The sequence below is a fragment of the Streptomyces sp. NPDC041713 genome (genome assembly GCF_055591085.1).
In genome coordinates, this window is the sequence record NZ_JBVIZY010000006.1 from 37,295 (window position 1) to 58,963 (window position 21,669).

The 21,669-nt window shown below is 71.1% G+C and carries 18 protein-coding genes; 11 read left to right on the forward strand and 7 right to left on the reverse strand.

Going from position 1 to position 21,669, the window contains the following annotated elements; all coding sequences use genetic code 11:
* Positions 1 to 111 precede the first annotated feature (111 nt).
* Both ACZ6CV_RS19730 and ACZ6CV_RS19735 read right to left on the reverse strand, forming a co-directional pair.
* Positions 112 to 1,032: a glutamate ABC transporter substrate-binding protein gene (locus tag ACZ6CV_RS19730; RefSeq protein WP_469252050.1), complete on the reverse strand. Its 921-nt coding sequence runs from the start codon at positions 1,030 to 1,032 to the stop codon at positions 112 to 114.
* Between the two features lie 47 nt (positions 1,033 to 1,079).
* Positions 1,080 to 1,859 carry an amino acid ABC transporter ATP-binding protein gene (locus tag ACZ6CV_RS19735; protein ID WP_355804307.1) on the reverse strand — a complete coding sequence of 260 codons (780 nt, stop codon included), beginning with the start codon at positions 1,857 to 1,859 and terminating at the stop codon, positions 1,080 to 1,082.
* Positions 1,860 to 2,142: 283 nt separating this feature from the next.
* Here ACZ6CV_RS19735 and ACZ6CV_RS19740 point away from each other — a divergent pair, with 283 nt between their 5' ends.
* Together ACZ6CV_RS19740 and ACZ6CV_RS19745 are read left to right on the forward strand one after the other, a co-directional pair.
* A complete protein-coding gene (locus ACZ6CV_RS19740) occupies positions 2,143 to 2,832 on the forward strand; it encodes a response regulator transcription factor (RefSeq protein ID WP_362375991.1) in 690 nt (229 codons plus the stop codon).
* A 15-nt stretch (positions 2,833 to 2,847) separates the two neighbouring features.
* Positions 2,848 to 4,260 carry a sensor histidine kinase gene (locus ACZ6CV_RS19745; protein WP_469252051.1) on the forward strand — a complete coding sequence of 471 codons (1,413 nt, stop codon included), beginning with the start codon at positions 2,848 to 2,850 and terminating at the stop codon, positions 4,258 to 4,260.
* A 96-nt stretch (positions 4,261 to 4,356) separates the two neighbouring features.
* Here ACZ6CV_RS19745 and ACZ6CV_RS19750 read toward each other — a convergent pair whose 3' ends face one another.
* Positions 4,357 to 5,352: a TAXI family TRAP transporter solute-binding subunit gene (locus tag ACZ6CV_RS19750; protein WP_469252052.1), complete on the reverse strand. Its 996-nt coding sequence runs from the start codon at positions 5,350 to 5,352 to the stop codon at positions 4,357 to 4,359.
* Positions 5,353 to 5,489: 137 nt separating this feature from the next.
* Between ACZ6CV_RS19750 and miaB the strand changes: the two genes are divergently transcribed.
* The gene (miaB, locus tag ACZ6CV_RS19755; RefSeq protein WP_469252053.1) at positions 5,490 to 6,980 is read left to right on the forward strand and encodes a tRNA (N6-isopentenyl adenosine(37)-C2)-methylthiotransferase MiaB; all 1,491 of its coding nucleotides are present in this window, start codon (positions 5,490 to 5,492) and stop codon (positions 6,978 to 6,980) included.
* Positions 6,981 to 7,119: 139 nt separating this feature from the next.
* Positions 7,120 to 7,854, forward strand: a complete 735-nt coding sequence (locus ACZ6CV_RS19760; protein ID WP_469252054.1) for a class III extradiol dioxygenase subunit B-like domain-containing protein — start codon at positions 7,120 to 7,122, stop codon at positions 7,852 to 7,854.
* Positions 7,855 to 7,962: 108 nt separating this feature from the next.
* Here ACZ6CV_RS19760 and ACZ6CV_RS19765 read toward each other — a convergent pair whose 3' ends face one another.
* Together ACZ6CV_RS19765 and ACZ6CV_RS19770 are read right to left on the reverse strand one after the other, a co-directional pair.
* A complete protein-coding gene (locus ACZ6CV_RS19765) occupies positions 7,963 to 8,238 on the reverse strand; it encodes an antitoxin (protein WP_355804319.1) in 276 nt (91 codons plus the stop codon).
* A gap of 25 nt (positions 8,239 to 8,263) precedes the next feature.
* Positions 8,264 to 8,665, reverse strand: coding sequence for a hypothetical protein (locus ACZ6CV_RS19770; RefSeq protein WP_469252055.1), 402 nt, complete (start codon positions 8,663 to 8,665; stop codon positions 8,264 to 8,266).
* A gap of 182 nt (positions 8,666 to 8,847) precedes the next feature.
* Here ACZ6CV_RS19770 and miaA point away from each other — a divergent pair, with 182 nt between their 5' ends.
* The 6 genes from miaA to hflX all read left to right on the forward strand — a co-directional run bounded on the left by miaA (position 8,848) and on the right by hflX (position 16,894).
* Positions 8,848 to 9,786 carry a tRNA (adenosine(37)-N6)-dimethylallyltransferase MiaA gene (gene miaA, locus ACZ6CV_RS19775; protein WP_469252056.1) on the forward strand — a complete coding sequence of 313 codons (939 nt, stop codon included), beginning with the start codon at positions 8,848 to 8,850 and terminating at the stop codon, positions 9,784 to 9,786.
* A gap of 107 nt (positions 9,787 to 9,893) precedes the next feature.
* Positions 9,894 to 10,358, forward strand: a complete 465-nt coding sequence (locus ACZ6CV_RS19780; RefSeq protein WP_362376078.1) for a hypothetical protein — start codon at positions 9,894 to 9,896, stop codon at positions 10,356 to 10,358.
* Positions 10,359 to 10,458: 100 nt separating this feature from the next.
* Positions 10,459 to 11,337: a diaminopimelate epimerase gene (gene dapF / locus ACZ6CV_RS19785; protein WP_469252057.1), complete on the forward strand. Its 879-nt coding sequence runs from the start codon at positions 10,459 to 10,461 to the stop codon at positions 11,335 to 11,337.
* Positions 11,338 to 11,479: 142 nt separating this feature from the next.
* The gene (locus ACZ6CV_RS19790) at positions 11,480 to 13,627 is read left to right on the forward strand and encodes a RelA/SpoT family protein (protein ID WP_469252058.1); all 2,148 of its coding nucleotides are present in this window, start codon (positions 11,480 to 11,482) and stop codon (positions 13,625 to 13,627) included.
* Positions 13,628 to 13,702: 75 nt separating this feature from the next.
* On the forward strand, positions 13,703 to 15,208 hold the full coding sequence (locus tag ACZ6CV_RS19795; protein ID WP_469252059.1) for a M1 family metallopeptidase: 1,506 nt from the start codon (positions 13,703 to 13,705) through the stop codon (positions 15,206 to 15,208).
* A gap of 195 nt (positions 15,209 to 15,403) precedes the next feature.
* Complete coding sequence (gene hflX, locus ACZ6CV_RS19800) at positions 15,404 to 16,894, forward strand: GTPase HflX (protein WP_355804331.1); 1,491 nt, start codon at positions 15,404 to 15,406, stop codon at positions 16,892 to 16,894.
* Positions 16,895 to 17,018: 124 nt separating this feature from the next.
* Here hflX and ACZ6CV_RS19805 read toward each other — a convergent pair whose 3' ends face one another.
* Together ACZ6CV_RS19805 and ACZ6CV_RS19810 are read right to left on the reverse strand one after the other, a co-directional pair.
* The gene (locus ACZ6CV_RS19805) at positions 17,019 to 18,236 is read right to left on the reverse strand and encodes a trypsin-like serine peptidase (protein WP_469252060.1); all 1,218 of its coding nucleotides are present in this window, start codon (positions 18,234 to 18,236) and stop codon (positions 17,019 to 17,021) included.
* 246 nt (positions 18,237 to 18,482) lie between these two features.
* On the reverse strand, positions 18,483 to 19,715 hold the full coding sequence (locus ACZ6CV_RS19810; RefSeq protein ID WP_469252061.1) for a trypsin-like serine peptidase: 1,233 nt from the start codon (positions 19,713 to 19,715) through the stop codon (positions 18,483 to 18,485).
* Between the two features lie 582 nt (positions 19,716 to 20,297).
* On the opposite strand from ACZ6CV_RS19810, the gene ACZ6CV_RS19815 reads away from it, so the two are divergent.
* Positions 20,298 to 21,650 carry a diaminobutyrate--2-oxoglutarate transaminase family protein gene (locus ACZ6CV_RS19815; protein WP_469252449.1) on the forward strand — a complete coding sequence of 451 codons (1,353 nt, stop codon included), beginning with the start codon at positions 20,298 to 20,300 and terminating at the stop codon, positions 21,648 to 21,650.
* Positions 21,651 to 21,669 lie beyond the last annotated feature (19 nt).

Here is a 21,669-nt window from a genome sequence, read left to right on the forward strand (position 1 = left end):
CGTGGGCGGCAGTGGTCGGGCAGGGGGAGCCGGCCCCGTACGCACCGCTTTCGGTGCGTACGGGAGTCCGGTCAGCTCACTGCCGGGGAGTGGAACGGGTGAGCGGCTGCGTCAGTAGCGCTCGAGGGCCGGCGGCTCGGTGAACTTGGCGCCCGAGAGGCCGAGCGTCGCGTCGTACGCCTTCTTGTAGTCGCCGTTCTTCTGGTGCGCCTCGACGGCGTCCGCGACCGCGTCGCGCAGCGCCTTGTCGTCCTTGCTCATGCCGATGCCGTACGGCTCCTTGGTGAACGGCTTCTCGACCACCTTCAGCACCTTCGGCTGCTGCGCCGCGTAGCCCTTGAGGATGGCGTCGTCGGTGGTGACGGCGTCGACCTCCTTGTTGATGAGCTGCTGCACGCACTCCGAGTACTTGGCCAGCTCGACGGTCTTGGCGCCGTACTTCGGCTTCTTGATCTCCTGGAGCGGAGTGGAGCCGACGATCGAGCAGACCTTCTTGCCCTTCACGGAGTCCGGCCCTGTGATGCTCTTCTCGTCCTGGCGGACGAGAAGGTCGGCGCCGGCCATGAAGTACGGGCCGGCGAAGCCGACCTGCTTCTTGCGCTCGTCGTTGATCGTGTACGTGCCTACGTAGAGGTCGACGTCGCCCTTGGAGATGGTGGTCTCACGGACGCCGGAGTCGATCGTCTTGAACTCGATCTGGTCGGGCTTGAAGCCGAGGTCGGCCGCGACCATCTTGGCGATCTCGATGTCGAAGCCGGAGCGCTTGCCGGCGCTGTCCTTGAAGCCCAGGTACGGCTGGTCGTCCTTGGCACCGATGACGATCTTGCCGGCCTTCTGGGCCTTCTTCAGGACGTCGGAGTCGACCTTGACGCCGGACTTCACGTCGTACGTCGGCAGCTTGGGCGCGTTCTTGCCGCCGGTCGGGTCCTTCGGCTTGTCGCCGGCGGTCCCCTCCTCGCCGCCGCAGGCGGTGGCGGTGAGGGCGAGGGCGGCGACGACCGCCGCGGCAGCTGCGGACTTGCGGAGCTTCATGGTGAACATCCTCTTGGTTCGACTGGTGTGGAGACGGCGTGGAAGCCTCAGTGCTTAAGGATCTTCGAGAGGAAGTCCTTGGCCCGGTCGCTGCGCGGGTTGCTGAAGAACTGGTCCGGCGTGGCCTCTTCGACGATCCGGCCGTCGGCCATGAAGACGACGCGGTTGGCCGCGGAGCGGGCGAAGCCCATCTCGTGCGTGACGACGATCATCGTCATGCCGTCCCGGGCGAGTTGCTGCATCACCTCGAGGACCTCGTTGATCATCTCCGGGTCGAGCGCCGACGTGGGCTCGTCGAAGAGCATCACCTTGGGGTCCATCGCCAACGCGCGCGCGATGGCGACGCGTTGCTGCTGTCCACCGGAGAGCTGCGCGGGGTACTTGTCGGCCTGGGAGGCGACGCCCACGCGGTCCAGCAGGCCGCGCGCCTTCGTCTCCGCCTCCGCCTTGCCGATCTTGCGCACCTTGGTCTGGCCCAGCGTCACGTTCTCGAGCACGGTCTTGTGCGCGAAAAGGTTGAACGACTGGAAGACCATGCCCACGTCCGCGCGGAGCCTGGCGAGCTCCTTGCCCTCCTGGGGCAGCGGCTTGCCGTCGATCGAGATGTCTCCCGAATCGACCGTCTCCAGGCGGTTGATGGTGCGGCACAGCGTCGACTTGCCGGACCCGGAGGGGCCGATCACGACGACGACCTCGCCGCGGGCGATGGTCAGGTCGATGTCCTGGAGGACGTGCAGAGCGCCGAAGTGCTTGTTGACGTTCTTCAGCACGACCAGGTCGTCGGCCCCAGACGGTATGGCGTCCTTGGTCACCGATACTTCGGTCACGGCTTGTTGCTCCATCCTCCTCGGTTGGGAGGACAGTAATAACCCAGTGCGACCAGCGTCATTACATCTGAGGGGAAATTGAGCATAACGATCCGGCCGCAACCGGACACTCCGTGTGAAGAGGGTCCACGGAGCGCGTACCGGGTGGGTAACGGAACGTGCCGACGACCCGGGCCCTCTTGACGCGGTCCTTATCCATCGGCGTGGATGCCTTGTGCGCCCGCGAGCGAGGGGCGCCACTACCTGCGACGACGGAACGACCGATGAACTGGAGGGGGCCCCTATGCGACTGCTTCTCGTCGAGGACGACGACCATGTGGCCGCCGCCCTGTCCGCGGTCCTGGCCCGGCACGGCTTCGACGTCGTGCACGCGCGCAGCGGCGAGGAAGCCCTGCAGGCGCTGCTGCCCGCCCAGGCGCCCCCCTTCGGAGTGGTGCTCCTCGACCTCGGACTGCCCGACCAGGACGGCTACGAGGTGTGCGGAAAGATCCGCAAGCGCGGCTCGACGCCGGTGATCATGGTGACGGCCCGCTCGGACGTACGCTCCCGGATCCACGGCCTCAACCTCGGAGCCGACGACTACGTGGTGAAGCCGTACGACACCGGGGAGCTCATCGCCCGTATCCACGCGGTCATCCGGCGTCCCACGGCGGACGGCGCGGTGGCCGGCGGCGACAGCGACGTGCGGCTCGGCTCCGTACGGATCGAACTGCCCACCCGCCAGGTCAGCGTGGACGGCTCGGTCGTGCAACTGACCCGCAAGGAGTTCGACTTGCTCGCCCTCCTCGCGCAGCGCCCCGGCGTGGTGTTCCGCCGGGAACAGATCATCAGCGAGGTGTGGCGGACCAGTTGGGAGGGGACCGGCCGCACCCTGGAGGTGCACGTCGCGTCGCTGCGGTCCAAGCTGCACATGCCGGCCCTGATCGAGACCGTGCGCGGCGTCGGCTACCGGCTCGTCGCCCCGGCCGCGTAGTCCCGGCGACGACAGGTGCGCTCCCGGCTCCTCCCGCTGCTGATCATCCTGATGGCGGGCGTCCTGCTCGCCCTCGGCTTCCCGCTCGCGGTCAGCGTCGCGGCGGCCCAGCAGCAGAAGGTGGTCGTCGACCGGATCGACGACACGGCGCGCTTCGCGTCGCTCGCGCAGTTCGTCACCAAACGTCCCGCGGGGTCGCGGGTCGTGGGGAGCAAGGACGAGCGCCGCGACACGCTGCAGAAGGAACTCGACGACTACTACGACGTGTACGGCATCCGCGCGGGCGTCTTCTACCGCGACGACGGGCCCATGGCGAACGCGCCGAGCGACTGGTTCATGCCCCGGCACGGAGACGTACGGGACGCCTTCGAGGAGGCGCTCCGGTCGCGCGGCAGTCACGACCCCGAACAGGTGTGGCCGTGGCAGCGGGGGCGGCTGGCCGTCGCATCCCCGGTGATCAAGGACGGCGACGTCATCGCCGTCGTCGTCACGGACTCGCCGACCGGCCGCATGCGGTCACAGACGCTGCGCGGCTGGCTCCTGATCGTCGCCGGTGAGTTCGCCGCCATGCTGCTTGCCGTCGGCGCGGCCCTGCGGCTCACCGGCTGGGTGCTGCGGCCGGTGCGCGTCCTGGACGCGACCACGCACGACATAGCGACCGGACGCCTCAAGTCCCGGGTCGCGGCGGCGGGTGGCCCGCCGGAACTCAGACGCCTGGCCCGGTCGTTCAACGAGATGGCCGACAACGTCGAGGACGTCCTGGAGCAGCAGCGCGCCTTCGTCGCCGACGCCTCGCACCAGCTGCGCAACCCCCTCTCGGCGCTGCTGCTGCGCATCGAGCTCCTCGCCCTCGAACTGCCCGAGGGCAACGAGGAGATCGCTTCCGTGCGCACCGAGGGCAAGCGGCTGACGCAGGTCCTCGACGACCTGCTCGACCTGGCCCTCGCCGAGCACGCGGCGGCCGACCTGAGCCTCACCGACATCGGCGAGCTGGCCGCCGAACGCGTCGCCTCCTGGCGGCCGCTCGCCGACGAGCGGGGCGTGCGCCTGACGGGCGACTGCCCCGCCACCACCGGCTGGGCCGACCCGGTCGCGCTCTCCAGCGCGCTGGACGCGGTGATCGACAACGCCCTGAAGTTCACCCCGGAGGGCGGCCCGGTCCACGTGTCGGTCTCCTCCAGCGAGGCGACGACGACCGTCGTGGTCACCGACGGCGGCCCCGGCCTCACCGAGGACGAGCTGGCCCGCGTCGGCGACCGCTTCTGGCGCAGCAACCGCCACCAGAACGTGCAGGGTTCGGGACTCGGCCTGTCCATCTCGCGGGCCCTGCTCGCCGCGGGCGGCGGCTCCCTCACGTACGCCCGGCACACACCGCACGGGCTGAAGGTGACGGTCAGCGTGCCGCGCAGCGAGCCCTCGACGCGGTGAGGGACGCCGAGGCGCTCAGGGGCCTCACCGGGCGACGGGAAGCCGCTCAGGGCGCCCCCGGGCGCCTTGGCGCCTCACAGGACGGCTGAGAGCCTCTCAGGGCTTGACCGAGCGGTAGTAGCGGCGCGCGCCCTCGTGCAGCGGGAGCGGATCCGTGAACAGCGCCGTGCGCAGATCCACCAGTTGCGCCGCGTGCACCTGGTCACCGATGTGGTCCCGGCTGTCGATGACGGTACGGGTCAGCCCCTCGGTCAGCCGAGGGTCGGCCCGGTCCGTGGTGACCAGGAGGTTCGCCACCGCCAGCGTCGGCACGGCGGAGCCCTGCTGCGCCTTGGGGTAGGCGTCGGCCGGCATCGTCGCGGCCCGGTAGTAGCGCGAGCCGCCCCCTTGCTTGTGCAGCGCGTCGACCAGGTACCCGAGCTTCACGAGCGAGATGTCCATCTCCTCGGAGAGTTCCCGCACGGACGTGGTCGGCAGTCCGCCCGACCAGAAGAAGGCGTCGATGGAGCCGCTCTTCAGGAGGGCGGGCATGGTGTCGATGCCGGCGGCCACCGGCTCGATGTCCGCGACCGGATCGAGGCCCGCCGCGCTGAGCACCCGGTCGGCTATCAGCCGCACCCCCGAGTGCTGCTGCCCCACGGCCACCCGCTTGTTCCGCAGGTCCTCGACGGAGTCGATGTGCGCGGACCGCGGCACCACCAGCTGGACGTAGTCGTCGTACAGCCGCGTACAGCCCCGCAGCCGGTGCCAGCCCGGGGCGCCGTCCAGGCGGTACGTCTCCACGGCGTCGGCCGCCGCGATGGTGAAGTCGGACTTCCCGGTGGCCACCCGCGCGACGTTCTCCTGCGACCCCTCGCTGTTGAGGAGCTTCACGTCGACGTCCGGCATGTCCTGGGAGATCGCCGTCCGCAGCAGCTTGCCGTACCGCTCGTACACACCCTTCTGCACGCCCGTGCTGAACGTCATCCGGCCGCTCGGTGAGTCCTCGCCCACCGGCAGCAGCCACCACAGCAGCAGCCCGAAGACCACGAGCGCCGCGACCGAACCCTGCAGGGCGCGGCGTCTGCCGATGTGGGGGAGTGCCGTGAGCATGCGCGCGATCCTGCCAGCCCTCCACCGTGCTGACCAGGGGTGGGATGACAGGGCACCGTCCCCGGAGGCGTCCCCCGGCACCGCAGGCGCAATCCGCCGCCACGCGCGCGTGGCGACCCCGTACCCTGGGGGGCGAGATGAGCGCGAAGACTTACGAGGTGCGCACCTACGGGTGCCAGATGAACGTCCATGACTCCGAGCGGCTCTCCGGCCTGCTGGAGGACGCCGGTTACGAGCGTGCGCCCGACGGGGCGGACGGCGATGCCGACGTCGTCGTCTTCAACACGTGCGCCGTGCGCGAGAACGCCGACAACCGTCTGTACGGCAATCTCGGCCGCCTGGCGCCGATGAAGACCAAGCGTCCGGGGATGCAGATCGCCGTCGGCGGCTGCCTGGCCCAGAAGGACCGCGACACCATCGTCAAGAGGGCGCCCTGGGTGGACGTCGTCTTCGGCACGCACAACATCGGCAAGCTGCCGGTCCTCCTGGAGCGTGCCCGCGTCCAGGAAGAGGCCCAGGTCGAGATCGCCGAGTCGCTCGAGGCCTTCCCCTCGACGCTGCCGACCCGCCGCGAGAGCGCGTACGCGGCGTGGGTCTCGATCTCCGTCGGCTGCAATAACACCTGCACCTTCTGCATCGTGCCCGCACTGCGCGGCAAGGAGAAGGACCGCAGGACCGGCGACATCCTCGCGGAGATCGAAGCGCTCGTCGGCGAGGGCGTCAGCGAGATCACCCTCCTCGGGCAGAACGTGAACGCGTACGGCTCGGACATCGGCGACCGCGAGGCCTTCAGCAAGCTGCTGCGCGCCTGCGGGACGATCGACGGCCTGGAGCGCGTGCGCTTCACCTCGCCGCATCCGCGCGACTTCACCGACGACGTGATCGCCGCCATGGCCGAGACGCCCAACGTGATGCCGCAGCTCCACATGCCGCTGCAGTCCGGCTCCGACCCCATCCTCAAGGCGATGCGCCGCTCGTACCGGCAGGATCGTTTCCTGGGGATCATCGAGAAGGTCCGCGCCGCCATGCCGGACGCGGCGATCTCCACCGACATCATCGTGGGCTTCCCCGGCGAGACCGAGGAGGACTTCGAGCAGACGATGCACGTGGTCCGCGAGGCCCGCTTCGCCAGCGCCTTCACCTTCCAGTACTCCAAGCGCCCCGGCACTCCGGCGGCGACCATGGAGGACCAGATCCCCAAGGAGGTCGTCCAGTCGCGCTACGAGCGGCTGGTGGCCCTCCAGGAGGAGATCTCCTGGGAGGAGAACAAGAAGCAGGTCGGCCGCACCCTGGACCTGATGGTCGCCGAGGGCGAGGGCCGCAAGGACGGCGCCACGCACCGCCTCTCCGGCCGCGCCCCCGACAACCGTCTGGTCCACTTCACCAAGCCGGACACCGAGGTGCGCCCCGGCGACGTGGTGACCGTCGAGATCACCTACGCGGCGCCGCACCACCTGCTCGCCGAGGGCGCCGTGCTGAACGTGCGTCCCACGCGCGCGGGCGACGCCTGGGAGAAGCGGAACGCCGAGGCGGCCGCGAAGCCCGCCGGCGTCATGCTGGGCCTGCCGAAGATCGGCGTCCCGGAACCGCTCCCGGTCGCCACGGGCAGCGGCTGCGGCTGCGACTGACGTCCCTGGGTGATGTCCCTGGGCGACGTCCCTGGGCGCGCGGGAGGCCGTACGCGCGCGCCCTGACGGGACGTGGCAGTGATCGTTGCGACGGGCGCGGCAGCGGGCCGCCCCAGTGGCGGGCGTTACCCTGCGGACCATGCTTGTCGCCGCAGCCGTCTGCCCCTGTCCGCCGCTGCTCGTCCCCGAGGTCGCCGCGGGTGCCGCCCCGGAACTGGACGCCGCGCGTGCGGCCTGTTCCGACGCCGTCGCGGTGCTCGCCGCGGCGCGGCCCGACCTCCTCGTGGTGATCGGCCCCGCCGAGCAGAGCGGCCGCGGGCCGCACCCCCAGGGTGCGCGCGGCTCGTTCCAGGGGTTCGGCGTGGACCTTGACGTACGCCTCGGTCCCGCGCCGGCGCCGGACGCCTCCGCCACCTCACCGGAAACTCAGCGCCCCTTGCCGCCGTCGCTCGCCGTGGCCGGCTGGCTGCTCGCGCACGCGCGCTGGTCGTCCGCTCCGGTGGAAGGCCTCGGCGTGGGGGAGCCTCTCGCCCCCGAGCGGTGCATCCAGGTCGGCGGGGAGATCGGGAAGCGGGCCGACCGGGTGGCACTGCTGGTGATGGGCGACTCCAGCGCCTGCCGCACGCTCAAGGCGCCGGGGTATCTGGACGAGCGGGCGGCCGGTTTCGACGCGGAGGTGGGGCGGGCCCTCGGCGCGGCCGACGTGGCGGCACTGAAGGCGCTGGACGAGGAGCTCGCGTACGAGCTGAAGGCCGCGGGCCGCGCTCCGTGGCAGGTGCTCGCGGGGGCGGCGGACGGCGCGGGCCTGAGCGGCGAACTGCTCTACGAGGACGCGCCGTACGGCGTGGGGTACGTGGTGGCCACCTGGTCATAGTCCGGCGGGGCCCACCGGACCCGAGGAACAGACATCCGGCATCCGGCCGAGGCAACAGACGGTGGCGGCCGCGCAGCGAGGTGCTCCGCGGCCGTCCGCCGCTGTGGTTCAGGATGCCGGAGGGGGCGGCGGGGGTGACGGAGGGGTGGTGCCGCCACCCGCGTTCCTGCCCTCGTCCGCCCCGGCGAGACGGTCGACGGCGTCCTTCGCCTTCCCCGTACCCGCCTGGATCTTGTCGCTGTACTTGCCCTTGGTCTTCTCGTCGACGACCTTCGCGGCCTTCTCCAGACCCTGGTCGATCTTGTCCCCGTGCTGCTGTGCGAGGTCCGAGACCTTGCCCTTGGCCGGGGCGAGCTTGGCCTTCAGCTGGTCCAGAAAGCTCATGGGTACACCTTCCCTCGCCGGGGAGCTACTTGCGGGCGCCCTCACCGGCCTCGTTGTCGGCAGCCGCCTCCGCGGACTGCTGCTTCGGGATCTCCACACCGTCCGCGTCGGCCACACCATCCGCGTCGGCCGCGCCATCCGGACCGGCCGCACCATCGGTGCCGGTCGATCCAGTCGGCTCGGCCACGGTCGTGGCGTCCGCCGCCGCGGACCCCGTGGACTCCTCGGACTCCTCATCGGCGGCGCCCTCGGCGTCCGTCCCGGCCTCGGCAGGGGTCTTGGCATCCGTATCGGTGGCGGCCTCGGCTGCGGCCTCAGGGGAGCCCTCCGCCGCCTTCTCGGCCGTCTCCGTATCGGTGGCCGCCTCCGTGGCCGCCGCCTCTTCGCTGCTCTTGGTCTTCCGGCGGAACCGTGCAAAAACGCCCATATCTACTCCATACGTTACTCGTGTGGGCGAAATCCCGCCCCGCCCGGTGCGTCTCATTGCGGCGCCCGGGTGATCGGTCCTCGAAACCGGCGGCCGGAACCTCGCAACAGGCAACGACCCCGAAGCCGTGCCGTCACGTAGCTCGTTCGGGAAGCGGGCGGCGAGTTTGCGAGACTGGGGCGGTGAGTAGTGCAACCCCCGCCCCGCGGGTCATCGCCGTCGTCGGTCCGACCGCGGCAGGAAAGTCCGATCTGGGCGTCTTCCTCGCCCAGCGTCTCGGCGGCGACATCGTCAACGCCGACTCCATGCAGCTCTACCGGGGGATGGACATCGGCACCGCCAAGCTGACGCCCGAGGAGCGGGGCGGCATCCCCCACCACCTCCTCGACATCTGGGACGTCACGGAGGCCGCCAGCGTCGCCGAGTACCAGAAGCTGGCCCGCACCGAGATCGACCGTCTCCTCGCCGAGGGGCGCTGGCCCATCCTGGTCGGCGGTTCCGGGCTCTACGTGCGGGGGGCCGTGGACCACCTGGAGTTCCCCGGCACCGACCCCGCCGTCCGGGCCCGCCTGGAGGACGAGCTCACCCGCGACGGCTCCGGGGCGCTGCACGCCCGCCTCGCCGCAGCCGACCCCGGGGCGGCCCAGGCGATCCTGCCCAGCAACGGCCGCCGGATCGTCCGCGCCCTGGAGGTCATCGAGATCACCGGCAAGCCCTTCACGGCCAACCTCCCCGGCCACGACTCGGTCTACGACACCCTGCAGATCGGCGTCGACGTGGCCCGCCCCGAACTGGACGAACGCATCGCCACGCGCGTGGACCGCATGTGGGAGGGCGGCCTGGTCGACGAGGTGCGCGAGCTGGCGGCGCAGGGGCTGCGCGAAGGACGGACCGCGTCCCGCGCGCTCGGCTACCAGCAGGTGCTGACCGCGCTCGCGGGGGAGTGCACGCTGGAGGAGGCGCGCGTCGAGACCGTGCGCGCCACCAAACGCTTCGCGCGCCGTCAGGACTCGTGGTTCCGCCGCGATCCCCGGGTGAACTGGCTCAGCGGTGCCGCGGCCGACCGGGCGGAACTCCCGGCACGCGCACTGGCGTTGGTCGAACGACCGGTCACAGCCTGATCACGTGATGGCATCGGGACGCTCCGGCGGTCATCCCGGCACCTGACACCGTGCCATCATCGACCATCGATCGACCGGTGGAGTCCGAAGTAGGAGGGCGCGTGGCGATGGAGGCCGGCCCTCGTGACACCGCACATGACGGCGAAGAGCAGCTCAGTCCGGATGGTCCCGACGAGACCCCGGGCGGCGTGACGGACGACGGACCCGGGGCCGACGAGATGTCGGCGGAGGCCGAGGTCGAGGTGGTCGAGCTGCGCCCGCAGCGCCGCCTGCGCATCTGGCAGCTCGCGCCCATCGTGGTCCTGGCCGCGGTCGGCTCCCTGATGTTCGCGTTCCCGCTCGCCTTCGAGTTCGGCGACGGCGGCGCGGTGGTCGCCATGCTCGGTCTGCTGATCAGCTGCTGCGCCGCCGGCTGGGGCATGATGGCCGCCCGTCGCGTCGGGCACACCTGGCCCGGCCTGCCCGAGCGCGGCTCGGGCCGCCGTCCGGACTGGCGGGTCGTCTCCGCGTACTCGCTGCTGTTCCTGGGCGCCGTGGTCCTCGCCGTGTGGCGCGTGGCCAGGCTCCGCTGAGGACGCGCGGGAGGCCGCCGACCGGGGCGGGAGCCCGTGGTGGCCCGCGACCGCCGCACCGCCTGAGCCGTCTGTCGTAGCCACCCCGTACGATCGAGGAATGAGCACGCGGATCGCCTTCCTCAAGGGGCACGGGACCGAGAACGACTTCGTGATCATCCCCGACCCCGACAACACCGTCGAGCTGTGCCCGGCCGCGGTGGCCGCCCTGTGCGACCGCCGTGCGGGCATCGGTGGCGACGGCCTTCTGCACGTCGTCCGGTCCGCCGCCCACCCCGACGCGCGCCACCTCGCGGACCGCGCCGAGTGGTTCATGGACTACCGCAACGGCGACGGCTCGATCGCCGAGATGTGCGGCAACGGAGTGCGCGTCTTCGCCAGATACCTGCAGCGCGCGGGGTACGCAGCCGAGGGCGATCTGGCGGTGGCCACCCGTGGCGGCGTGAAGACCGTGCACATCGCCAAGGAGGAGTCCGGCGGCGACATCACCGTCGGGATGGGCAAGGCCTCGTTCCCCGAAGGCGACGTCACCGTCGCGGTGGGCGACCACCGCTGGCCGGCGCGGAACGTGAACATGGGCAACCCGCACGCCGTCGCCTTCGTCGACGACCTCTCCGAAGCGGGCAGCCTCTACGACCCGCCGCCCTTCAGCCCCGCGTCCGCCTACCCGGACGGGGTGAACGTCGAATTCGTCGCCCCCCGCGGCCCGCGGCACGTCGCCATGCGCGTGCACGAGCGCGGCGCCGGCGAGACCCGCTCCTGCGGCACGGGCGCGTGCGCCGTCGCCGTGGCCGCGGCCCGCAAGGACGGCGTGGACCCGGCCGTGACCGGGACCCCCGTCACGTACACCGTCGACCTGCCCGGCGGACGCCTGGTGATCACCGAGCGGCCCGACGGCGAGATCGAGATGACCGGTGGCGCGGTGATCGTCGCGGAAGGCGAGATCGCGTCCGAATGGCTCGAAACGGTACTCCCATGAACTGTCGCTCGAATGGGTGATCCGTTTCACGCTCGGCGAGAGGCGGTCAGCACCGCGTGATGGGCTCGGTAGCATCAAGCACCGGCCCGGACGGAGTATGCCGCCGTCCGTTCACCGCCGGTCGAAGCAGCCGGAGGTGCTCATGAGTGCGGAGGCCACGAACCCGGCCACGCCCGGCCCCGTGCCGCCCGGGGCCCAGCGCAGGCGCGGCCGCGCCCGTCTCGACCTGCGCAGGCTCGGCCGCGCGGCCCTGCTCGGCTCCGGCACCCGGGACCGCCTCCCGGACGCGATCGGCCATGTGGCGGAGGCCCACCGGGCCCACTACCCGGACGCCGACCTGGAGCCCCTGCGCCGCGCCTACGTCCTCGCCGAGTCCTCGCACCGCGGCCAGATGCGCAAGAGCGGCGAGCCGTACATCACCCACCCCCTCGCGGTGACCCTGATCCTCGCCCAGCTCGGCGCGGAGACCACCACCCTGACCGCCTCGCTGCTCCACGACACCGTCGAGGACACCGACGTCACGCTCGACCAGGTGCGCACCGAGTTCGGGGACGACGTCTGCTACCTGGTCGACGGCGTCACCAAGCTGGAGAAGGTCGATTACGGAGCGGCGGCGGAGCCCGAGACCTTCCGGAAGATGCTCGTCGCCACCGGCAACGACGTGCGCGTCATGTCGATCAAGCTCGCCGACCGGCTGCACAACATGCGCACCCTCGGCGTCATGCGCCCCGAGAAGCAGGCCCGCATCGCCAAGGTGACCCGGGACGTCCTCATTCCGCTCGCCGAGCGCCTCGGTGTGCAGGCGCTCAAGACCGAGCTGGAGGACCTCGTCTTCGCGATCCTCCACCCGGAGGAGTGCGCCCAGGTGAAGGCCATGATCGCCGCCAACGACGCGAGCGAGGGCGACCCGCTCGGGGACATCGCGGGCGAGGTCCGCGGTGTGCTGCGCGACGCGGGCATCACCGCCGAGGTGCTCATCAGGCCGCGGCACTCCGTCTCCGTCCACCGCGTGCACCGCAAACGCGGCGAGCTGCGCGCCTCCGACTTCGGCCGCCTCCTGGTGCTCGTCAACGAGGACGCGGACTGCTACGGCGTCCTGGGCGAGCTGCACACCTGCTTCACGCCGGTCGTCTCGGAGTTCAAGGACTTCATCGCCGTACCGAAGTTCAACCTCTACCAGTCGCTGCACACGGCGGTCACCCGCTCCGACGGCGAGGTCGCCGAAGTCCTCATCCGCACGCATCAGATGCACCAGGTCGCCGAGGCGGGCGTGGTCGCGCTGCGCAACCCCTACGCCCCGCCCGCGGAGGAGCCCGCCGACAGCGTCGACGACGAGCGGATCGACCCCACGCGGCCCGGCTGGCTCTCCCGCCTCCTCGACTGGCAGGAGGCCGCCCCCGACCCGGACACCTTCTGGTCCACGCTCCGGGAGGACCTCGCCCAGGACCGCGAGATCGCCGTCTTCCGGCCCGACGGCGGCACGCTCGGCCTGCCCGCGGGCGCCAGCTGCGTGGACGCCGCGTACGCCCAGTACGGCGAGGACGCGCACGCCTGCATCGGCGCGCGCGTCAACGGCCGCCTCGCGACGCTCAGCACGGTCCTGCACGACGGCGACACGGTCCAGCTGCTCATGGGCCAGGACCTCACGTCGGGCCCCTCGCGCGAGTGGCTGGACCACGCCCGTACGCCCGCCGCGCGGATCGCGATCCGGCGCTGGCTGACCACCCACCCGGCGCCCGCGCCGACCGCGCCCGCCCCCTCCGTGCAGCGGCCGCCCCAGCAGGCCCCCGCGGGCGTCTCCAGGGCGGAGGCCCCCGGAGCCGGACGGCCCGCCTCCGCGAACGCCGTCGTGGACCGCGAGGGCGCCACCGTGCGCCTGGCCGGCTGCTGTACGCCGGTGCCGCCGGACGACGTCACCGCCTTCGCCGTCCGCGGCGGCGTGGTGACCGTCCACCGGGTCGGCTGTCCGGCCGTGGAGCGGATGAAAGAAGTGGGACGTCCGGAGGTCGGCGTGCGCTGGGGGGACACCGCCGAGTGCCGGGTCACCTTGATCGCCGAATCGTTCGGCCGGGCCCATCTGCTCGCCGACCTCACCGAGGCCATCGCCCTCGAAGGCGTCGCGATCATCTCCGCCACCGTGGAACCGCCGACCCAGCAGCGCGTGCGCCACACGTACACGCTGCAACTCCCCGACGCGTCGCACCTGCCGGGCCTGATGCGCGCCATGCGCGCGGTCCCCGGGGTGTACGACGTGAACCGCGCCCAGCACCCGGCTGCCGCCGCCCACTGAACGACGGAGACTCGTTCGGGTGGCTCGGAGCGCGCCCTCACACGGCGGGAAGACGTGCGCTGATAGCGGTAGTTCATGCTGCTCACCCCTCGGACCTCGGCCCGTCGGCCGAAGGCCCTTCGCACCCATCGCATCGCCGTCGCCGTGCTCGCGGCGACCGCGTCCGCCGCCCTCGTCGCGGCGAGCGCCCCGGCCCCCGTCGCCCCGCTCGGCATCGGCGACCCGCTCTTCCCGCACCTGGGCAACCCCGGCTACGACGTGGCGTCGTACGACATCGCCTTCACCTACGGAGGCGACAACCGCAAGCCCCTGGAGACCGTCACCAAGATCGAGGCCTGGGCGACCGAGCCCCTGAAGCACGTGAACCTCGACTTCGCGCACGGCAAGGCGCGTTCCGTCGAGGTCAACGGCGAACGTGCGCGCTTCGAAAGCAGCGGTGAGGACCTGGTCGTCACCCCGGACGCACCGATCGGGCGCGGTGACCGGCTGCGGATCACCGTGCGGCACACCAGCGACCCCCTCCCCACGAAGGACGCCGGGGGCGGCTGGCTGCGCACCTCCGACGGGCTCGCCATGGCCAATCAGGCGGACGCCGCGCACCTGGTCTTCCCGTGCAACGACCACCCCGCGGACAAGGCGGAATTCACCTTCCGGATCACCGCCCCCAAGGGGCTCACGGCGGTCGCCAACGGGCTGCCGGTCGGCAAGACCCGGCAGGGCGGCACCACCACCAGCGTGTACCGCACCCAGCACCCGATGGCGACCGAACTGGCCCAGGTGTCCATCGGCCGCTCCACCGTGGTGCACCGGGAGGGTCCGGACGGCCTTCCGGTACGCGATGTGGTGCCCACCAAGGACCGCAAGGTCGTGGAGCGCTGGCTGAAGAAGACGCCCGGCCAGATCGACTGGATGCAGCGGAAGGTCGGCCGCTACCCCTTCGAGACCTACGGCGTGCTGATCGCCCACGCGCAGACCGGTTTCGAGCTGGAGACGCAGACGCTCTCTCTCTTCGAGAGAGAGATCTTCACGCGCCCCGAGTACCCGGCGTGGTACATCGAATCGATCATGGTGCACGAGCTCGCCCACCAGTGGTTCGGGGACAGCGTCAGCCCCCGGAACTGGTCGGACCTGTGGCTCAACGAAGGGCACGCGACCTGGTACGAGGCCCTCTACACCGAGGAGAACGCGGAGAACTCCGAGGACCGCGCGAAGAAGGCCCTGACGGCCCGGATGCGGAACGCCTACCGCCTCTCGGACGGCTGGCGCACCGCCGGCGGCCCGCCCGCCAGGCCCAAGGCGCCCGCGCCGGGCAAGAAGATCAGCATCTTCCGTCCCGTCGTCTACGACGGCAGCGCGCTGGTGCTCTACGCCCTGCGCCAGGAGATCGGGCAGCGGGCCTTCGAGCGCGTGGAGCGGGAGTGGGTGCGCATCCACCGCGACGGCAACGCCTCGACCGCCGACTTCGTACGGCTCGCCTCCCTGGCCGCCGGGCGTGACCTGGGCGGATTCTTCGACGCCTGGCTGTACGGGAAGAAGACGCCGCCGATGCCGGGGCACCCCGACTGGAAGTCCGGCGCATAACCCGGATGACGAGACGGGCCGTGTCGTGCAACCATCTTCAGGTCGACGGCGCGGCCCGTCCGGGACATCCCCTCGGGGACATCTCAGGGCCGGACCGGGACGGCTCCGGGAATCTCCGGACCTGCTCGGGCGTTGTCGACTGTGACGGATCCCGCATCCGTCGCTTTCCCCTCGACGGATCGACGTAAGGACCCAATGACCTCCTCTTCTTCCCCTTCCCAGGACGCACAGAGCTTCGCGCAGAACTACCCCGAAGGTCTTCGGGCCGATGCCCTGATGGAAGAGGACGTCGCCTGGAGCCACGAGATCGACGGAGACCGGGACGGCGACCAGTTCGACCGCTCCGAGCGTGCGGCCCTGCGCCGCGTCGCGGGCCTCTCCACCGAGCTCGAGGACGTCACCGAAGTCGAGTACCGACAGCTCCGTCTGGAGCGGGTGGTGCTCGTCGGCGTATGGACGTCGGGGACGGTGCAGGACGCGGACAACTCCCTCGCCGAGCTGGCGGCCCTCGCCGAGACGGCGGGCGCGCTCGTGCTCGACGGCGTCGTCCAGCGCCGCGACAAGCCCGACCCCGCGACGTACATCGGCTCGGGCAAGGCCCTGGAGTTGCGCGACATCGTGCTCGAGACCGGAGCCGACACCGTCGTGTGCGACGGTGAGCTCAGCCCCGGCCAGCTGATCCACCTGGAAGACGTCGTCAAGGTCAAGGTGGTCGACCGGACCGCCCTGATCCTCGACATCTTCGCCCAGCACGCCAAGTCCCGAGAGGGCAAGGCGCAGGTCGCCCTCGCGCAGATGCAGTACATGCTGCCGAGGCTCCGCGGCTGGGGTCAGTCGCTCTCCCGTCAGATGGGTGGCGGCGGCGGTGGCGGCATGGCCACCCGTGGCCCCGGTGAGACCAAGATCGAGACGGACCGGCGACGGATCCGCGAGAAGATGGCGAAGATGCGCCGGGAGATCGCGGAGATGAAGACGGGTCGCGACATCAAACGGCAGGAGCGCCGGCGGAACAAGGTGCCGTCGGTCGCGATCGCCGGGTATACGAACGCGGGCAAGTCCTCCCTGCTCAACCGGCTCACGGGCGCCGGCGTCCTGGTGGAGAACGCCCTGTTCGCCACCCTCGACCCGACCGTGCGCCGGGCCGAGACGCCGAGCGGCCGCGTCTACACCCTGGCCGACACCGTCGGGTTCGTGCGGCATCTGCCGCACCACCTCGTCGAGGCGTTCCGCTCCACCATGGAAGAGGTCGGCGACTCCGACCTGATCCTGCACGTGGTGGACGGTTCGCACCCGGTGCCGGAGGAGCAGCTGGCCGCCGTGCGCGAGGTGATCCGCGACGTGGGCGCGACCGACGTGCCCGAGATCGTGGTGATCAACAAGGCGGACGCGGCGGACCCCCTGGTCCTCCAGCGCCTGCTGCGCAACGAGAAGCACGCGATCGCGGTCTCGGCGCGCACCGGCGCCGGCATCGCCGAGCTGCTCACGCTGATCGACACCGAGCTGCCCCGGCCCGAGGTCGACATCGAGGCCCTGGTGCCGTACACGCACGGCCAGCTCGTCTCCCGCGCGCACGCCGAGGGTGAGGTGCTCTCCGAGGAGCACACCGCCGAGGGCACCCTGCTCAAGGCGCAGGTGCACGAGGAACTCGCCGCGGAGCTCGCTCCGTACGTACCGGCCGCGCACTGACCGTCGGCACACAGACCGTCAGCACGTAGGTCGTCAGCACACACGGCGAAGGCCCGCCCCCTCTCGTAGGGGGCGGGCCTTCGCCGTGGAATCAGTGCTCGCTCGTGAGCGGCTACCGGGAGCCCTACTGCGAGCCGTACTTCTTGCTCATCATGTCGTAGACCTGCTCGGCGCCCCGGCCCAGCTGCGGTCCGGCCAGCCAGGTGTTCTCGGCCGGGCCGATCGAGGTGTTCGACACGAGCTTCTTCTTGCCGCCCACCATGCGGAACCAGCCGCCGCCGGACGAACCGCCGGTCATGGTGCAGCCGATGCGGTACATCGTCGGCAGGGACGGCGACAGCGAGAGGCGGCCCGGCTTGTCGACGCACTTGTGCATCATCAGGCCGTTGTACGGCGGGGCGGCGGGGTAGCCCCAGGCGCCCATCGCGCTCACGCTCTGCGTGGCCGGGGTCGAGAAGTCGACGTCGAGCGCGTTGCCGACGGTCTCCTCCAGCGACTTGCTGCCCTGTTCGGGCTTCACGTGCAGGACGGCGTAGTCGTACGTGGCGCCCGAACCGCCCGTCGGACCGCCGCCGTCGATCCACTCGTTGGAGGTCGAGATCCAGTCCGCCCAGTACTGCCCGTAGGGGGCTATCTCCTGCGGGGCCGCGTTGCGCAGCTGGGCCTCGGACTTGCCGAGGTCGTTGTACGCGGGCACGAAGGCGATGTTGCGGTACCAGCCGCCGTTCTTGCCGGCGTGCACGCAGTGGCCCGCGGTCCACACGAGGTTGGACCTGCCGGGGTTGCGGGGGTCCTTCACGACGGTGCCGGAGCAGACCATCGAACCCTTGGGGGAGTCGAAGAAGATCTTGCCGACGGGGGCCGCGTTCTCGTGGTACGGCGTCTTCTCGGGCTTGGCCCGGACCGGCGTCGGCTCGGGATCGGTCGCGCCCTGGTCGGCGGCCGCGTCCTTCGAGGCGATCGTCTTGTTCGGGTCCTTGGCCTTCTTCATCCGCTCGGGCTTCCAGAGCCCTTCGATGACCGGGTTGGCGAAGTCCTTCGCCTCACGGACCCAGTCGTCCTTGTCCCAGTTCTTCCAGGCACCCTTCTTCCAGTCGTCCAGGTCGATGCCCTTCTCCTTGAGCTTGTCGGCGAGGCCGGCGGGCAGCTTGGAGTCGGAGCCGGTACCGGAGCTGGAACCGTCGGATCCCTGGGACGTGGTGGATTCGGGCTTGTCGCTCGCCTTGTCGTCGCTCGGGTCGCAGGCCGTCGCGGTGAGCGCCAGGGTCGCCGCGAGGCCGGTGGCGGCGAGCGCGACCCGCCGTCCGCGACTGCGCGCGAAGGGCGCACGAGTGGAACGCATGGTGCTGTTACCCCCGTTGGAAAAGATGTGCCATGTACGTGTCATGCATGGGCGCGGAGTTCCGTGCGGATCCGCGCCGACGCAACACCTCACTATGCCCGTGAGGTCGGGGACGAACGGCGGCGGGGTCGTGAAGGTTTACGGTGCCCCGCCGCCACGCCGTCCTGCCGGTCCCGGCAGCTCTGCGGCGCTAATGCCCTGCGGCACTAATGCCTTGCGGCACTACCGCTCTACGGCACTACCGATCTACTGACCGGCGAACTTCTTGCTGACGGCGTTGTAGATGCCCTTGGCTTCCTTGCCGAGGCGCGGACCGGCCAGCCAGCCGGCCGTCACCGGGCCGATGGAGGTGTTGGAGACGAGGGCGGGCTTGCCGTCCTGCCCCTGCGCGACCCAGCCGCCGCCGGACGAACCGCCGGTCATGGTGCAGCCGATGCGGTACATCGTCGGGTCGGGCTTGCTGAGCGAGAGGCGTCCCGGCTTGTCGGAGCACTGGAACAGCTTCTGCCCGTCGTACGGCGGAGCGGCGGGGTAGCCGGTCGCCGTCATGTCCTTGATCTGCGGCACGGCCGGGGCGTTGAAGTCCACCGGGAGCGCCGAACCGACGGTCTCCTCCAGGGACTTGCCCTCGCTGCCCTTCTCGGGCTTCACGTGCATGACCGCGAAGTCGTACGGCGCGCCCTTGCCGCCGGTCGGACCGCCCTGCTCGATCCACTGGTCGGAGGTCTGCGCCCAGTCGCCCCACCAGACGCCGTACGGAGCGACCTCTTCCTTCGGGGCGTTGCGCAGTTCCTCGGCCGACTTGCCGCTGTCGTTGTACGAGGGCACGAAGACCATGTTGCGGTACCAGCCGCCCTTGGCGCCGTCGTGCACACAGTGGCCCGCGGTCCACACCATGTTGGACTTGCCGGGGTGGGCCGGGTCCTTCACGACCGTGGCGGAGCAGACCATCGAGCCCTTGGGGCTGTCGAAGAACAGCTTGCCCGACGCGGGCTTCTGGCCGTGGTACGGCGACTGCACGGCGGCGGCCCTGACGGGCCTCGGGGTGGGGTCGGTGACGCCCTGGTCACCGGAGATGTCGTTCTCGTCGACTTCCCGGTCCGGGTTCTTGTCGGCGTCCCGCATCCGGTCGGAGTCCCACAGACCCTTGATGATCGGGTTGACGAAGTCGCCCGCCTCGCGCAGCCAGTCGTCCCTGTTCCAGTTCTTCCAGGCGCCGTTCTTCCACTTGTCCAGGTCGAACCCGTGGTCCTTGAGCTTGTCCTTGAGGTCGTCCGGGATCTTGAGCGGGTCGTCGCCGTTGCTGTCGCCGGGCTGGGAAGCGGACGAGTCGCCACCGGCGTTGTCGTCGCTCGGGCCACAGGCGGTGGCGGTCAGCGCGAGAGTGGCGCCGAGCGCCACGGCGGCCGCCACGGGGGACGTTCTGGTGCGCGCGCTCCTCCTATTGCGAACGGTGAAGAGCGGACGTATGGGTCGCATGGTGAGAATCCCCCTGGGCCTCGAAATCGTTCCAAAGTGCTGGACATCCGGGCGAGCGGCACCCGTTGCCACCGGTGCGGCACCCCTTCGCTGGATTTGCTCCGGTTTGCTCGGGGGAGCGGTGCACCTGTCGCTGATGAACGGCCCCCACACTATGCCGATGCCGTTGGGGACGGCCGACGGAAGGGCAACGGTTCCGTCACGGCAAGGATCTTCCGTTGACCCGTGATCCTCCGGCCCCCTCGTCGTTGGTAGGTACGGGGGAGCCGCGGCCTGCGTTCATCCCCCTGCCAACTCGCCCGCGCGACCGGCCCCATGAAGCTCCCCCGGAGCCGCACCGGACGGACGCGCCCGCCCCCAGCGGGAGGACCAACAGTCGTGGCCGTGACCGAGCCTGCGCCCGCGGCGGTGTCCGCAGGGCGTCCCGTGACACAGACCGCACCGCACCCCGTGCCGCATCCCCTGCCGCATCCCCTGCCGCACCCGGCGCCTCAGCCGACGAGGGACGATCCGCCGGGGACCGCACAGGCTCAACCCGGAGCAGCACAGGCTCAACCCGGAGCCGCACAGGCTCAAGAGGCGATCCTGCGGCGCCAGTCGGCCCGCGAGTCCGCGGCGCGCACCTACGCGCGAGCCCTGCCGATCGTGCCGGTCCGGGCGCGCGGTCTGACGATCGAGGGCGCCGACGGAAGCCGCTACCTCGACTGCCTCTCGGGCGCCGGAACCCTCGCCCTCGGGCACAACCACCCCGTGGTGCTGGAAGCGATCCGGAAGGTCCTCGACTCCGGGGCCCCGCTCCACGTCCTCGATCTGGCGACACCCGTCAAGGACGCTTTCACCACCGAGCTCTTCCACACGCTGCCGCGCGGCCTCGCGGAGCGCGCGCGGATCCAGTTCTGCGGCCCCGCGGGCACGGACGCGGTGGAGGCGGCACTGAAACTGGTCCGCACGGCCACCGGCCGCGACGGCATGCTCGCCTTCACCGGCGCCTACCACGGCATGACGGCCGGCGCGCTCGAAGTCTCCGGCGGTTCCCGCGACGTACGGGTCGCGCGCCTGCCCTACCCGCAGGACTACCGCTGCCCCTTCGGGCTCGGCGGCGCACGCGGCGCGGAGCTGTCCGCCCACTGGACCGAGAGCCTCCTCGACGACACCAAGTCGGGCGTCCCGGCGCCCGCCGGCATGATCCTCGAACCGGTCCAGGGCGAGGGCGGAGTATTCCCCGCCCCGGACGCCTGGCTCCGCCGGATGCGCGAGATCACCGCCGCGCGCGGTATCCCGCTCATCGCGGACGAGGTGCAGACGGGCGTCGGCCGCACCGGCGCCTTCTGGGCCGTCGAACACAGCGGCGTCGTCCCGGACGTCATGGTGCTCTCGAAGGCGATCGGCGGCAGCCTCCCCCTGGCCGTCGTGGTCTACCGCGACGACCTCGACGTCTGGCCGCCCGGCGCCCACGCGGGCACCTTCCGCGGCAACCAACTCGCCATGGCCGCGGGGGCGGCCACCCTCGCCTACGTCCGAGAGAACGGCCTCGCCCAACGCGCCGCCACCCTCGGCGCCCGTATGCTCGCCGAACTGCGCTCCCTGGCCGCGGAACACCCGTGCATCGGCGAAGTCCGCGGCCGAGGGCTGATGATCGGAGTGGAACTGGTGAATCCCGCGGGGGAGGAGTCAGGACCGGGTGAGTCGGGGCCCGGCACCTCGGTACTGGGTGACCTGGCCGGCACCGGCCGGCCTCATCCGCCGGCGCCCGAACTCGCCGCGGCCGTCCAACGCGAGTGCCTGCGCCGGGGGTTGATCGTCGAACTCGGCGGCCGGCACTCCAGTGTCGTACGACTCCTTCCTCCGCTGACCATCACCGACGAACAGGCTGCCGCGGTCCTCGACCGCCTGGCCGACGCGCTGGCGACCGCGGCGCGTACCCACCACGTATGACCACGACGGAACCCGGCCC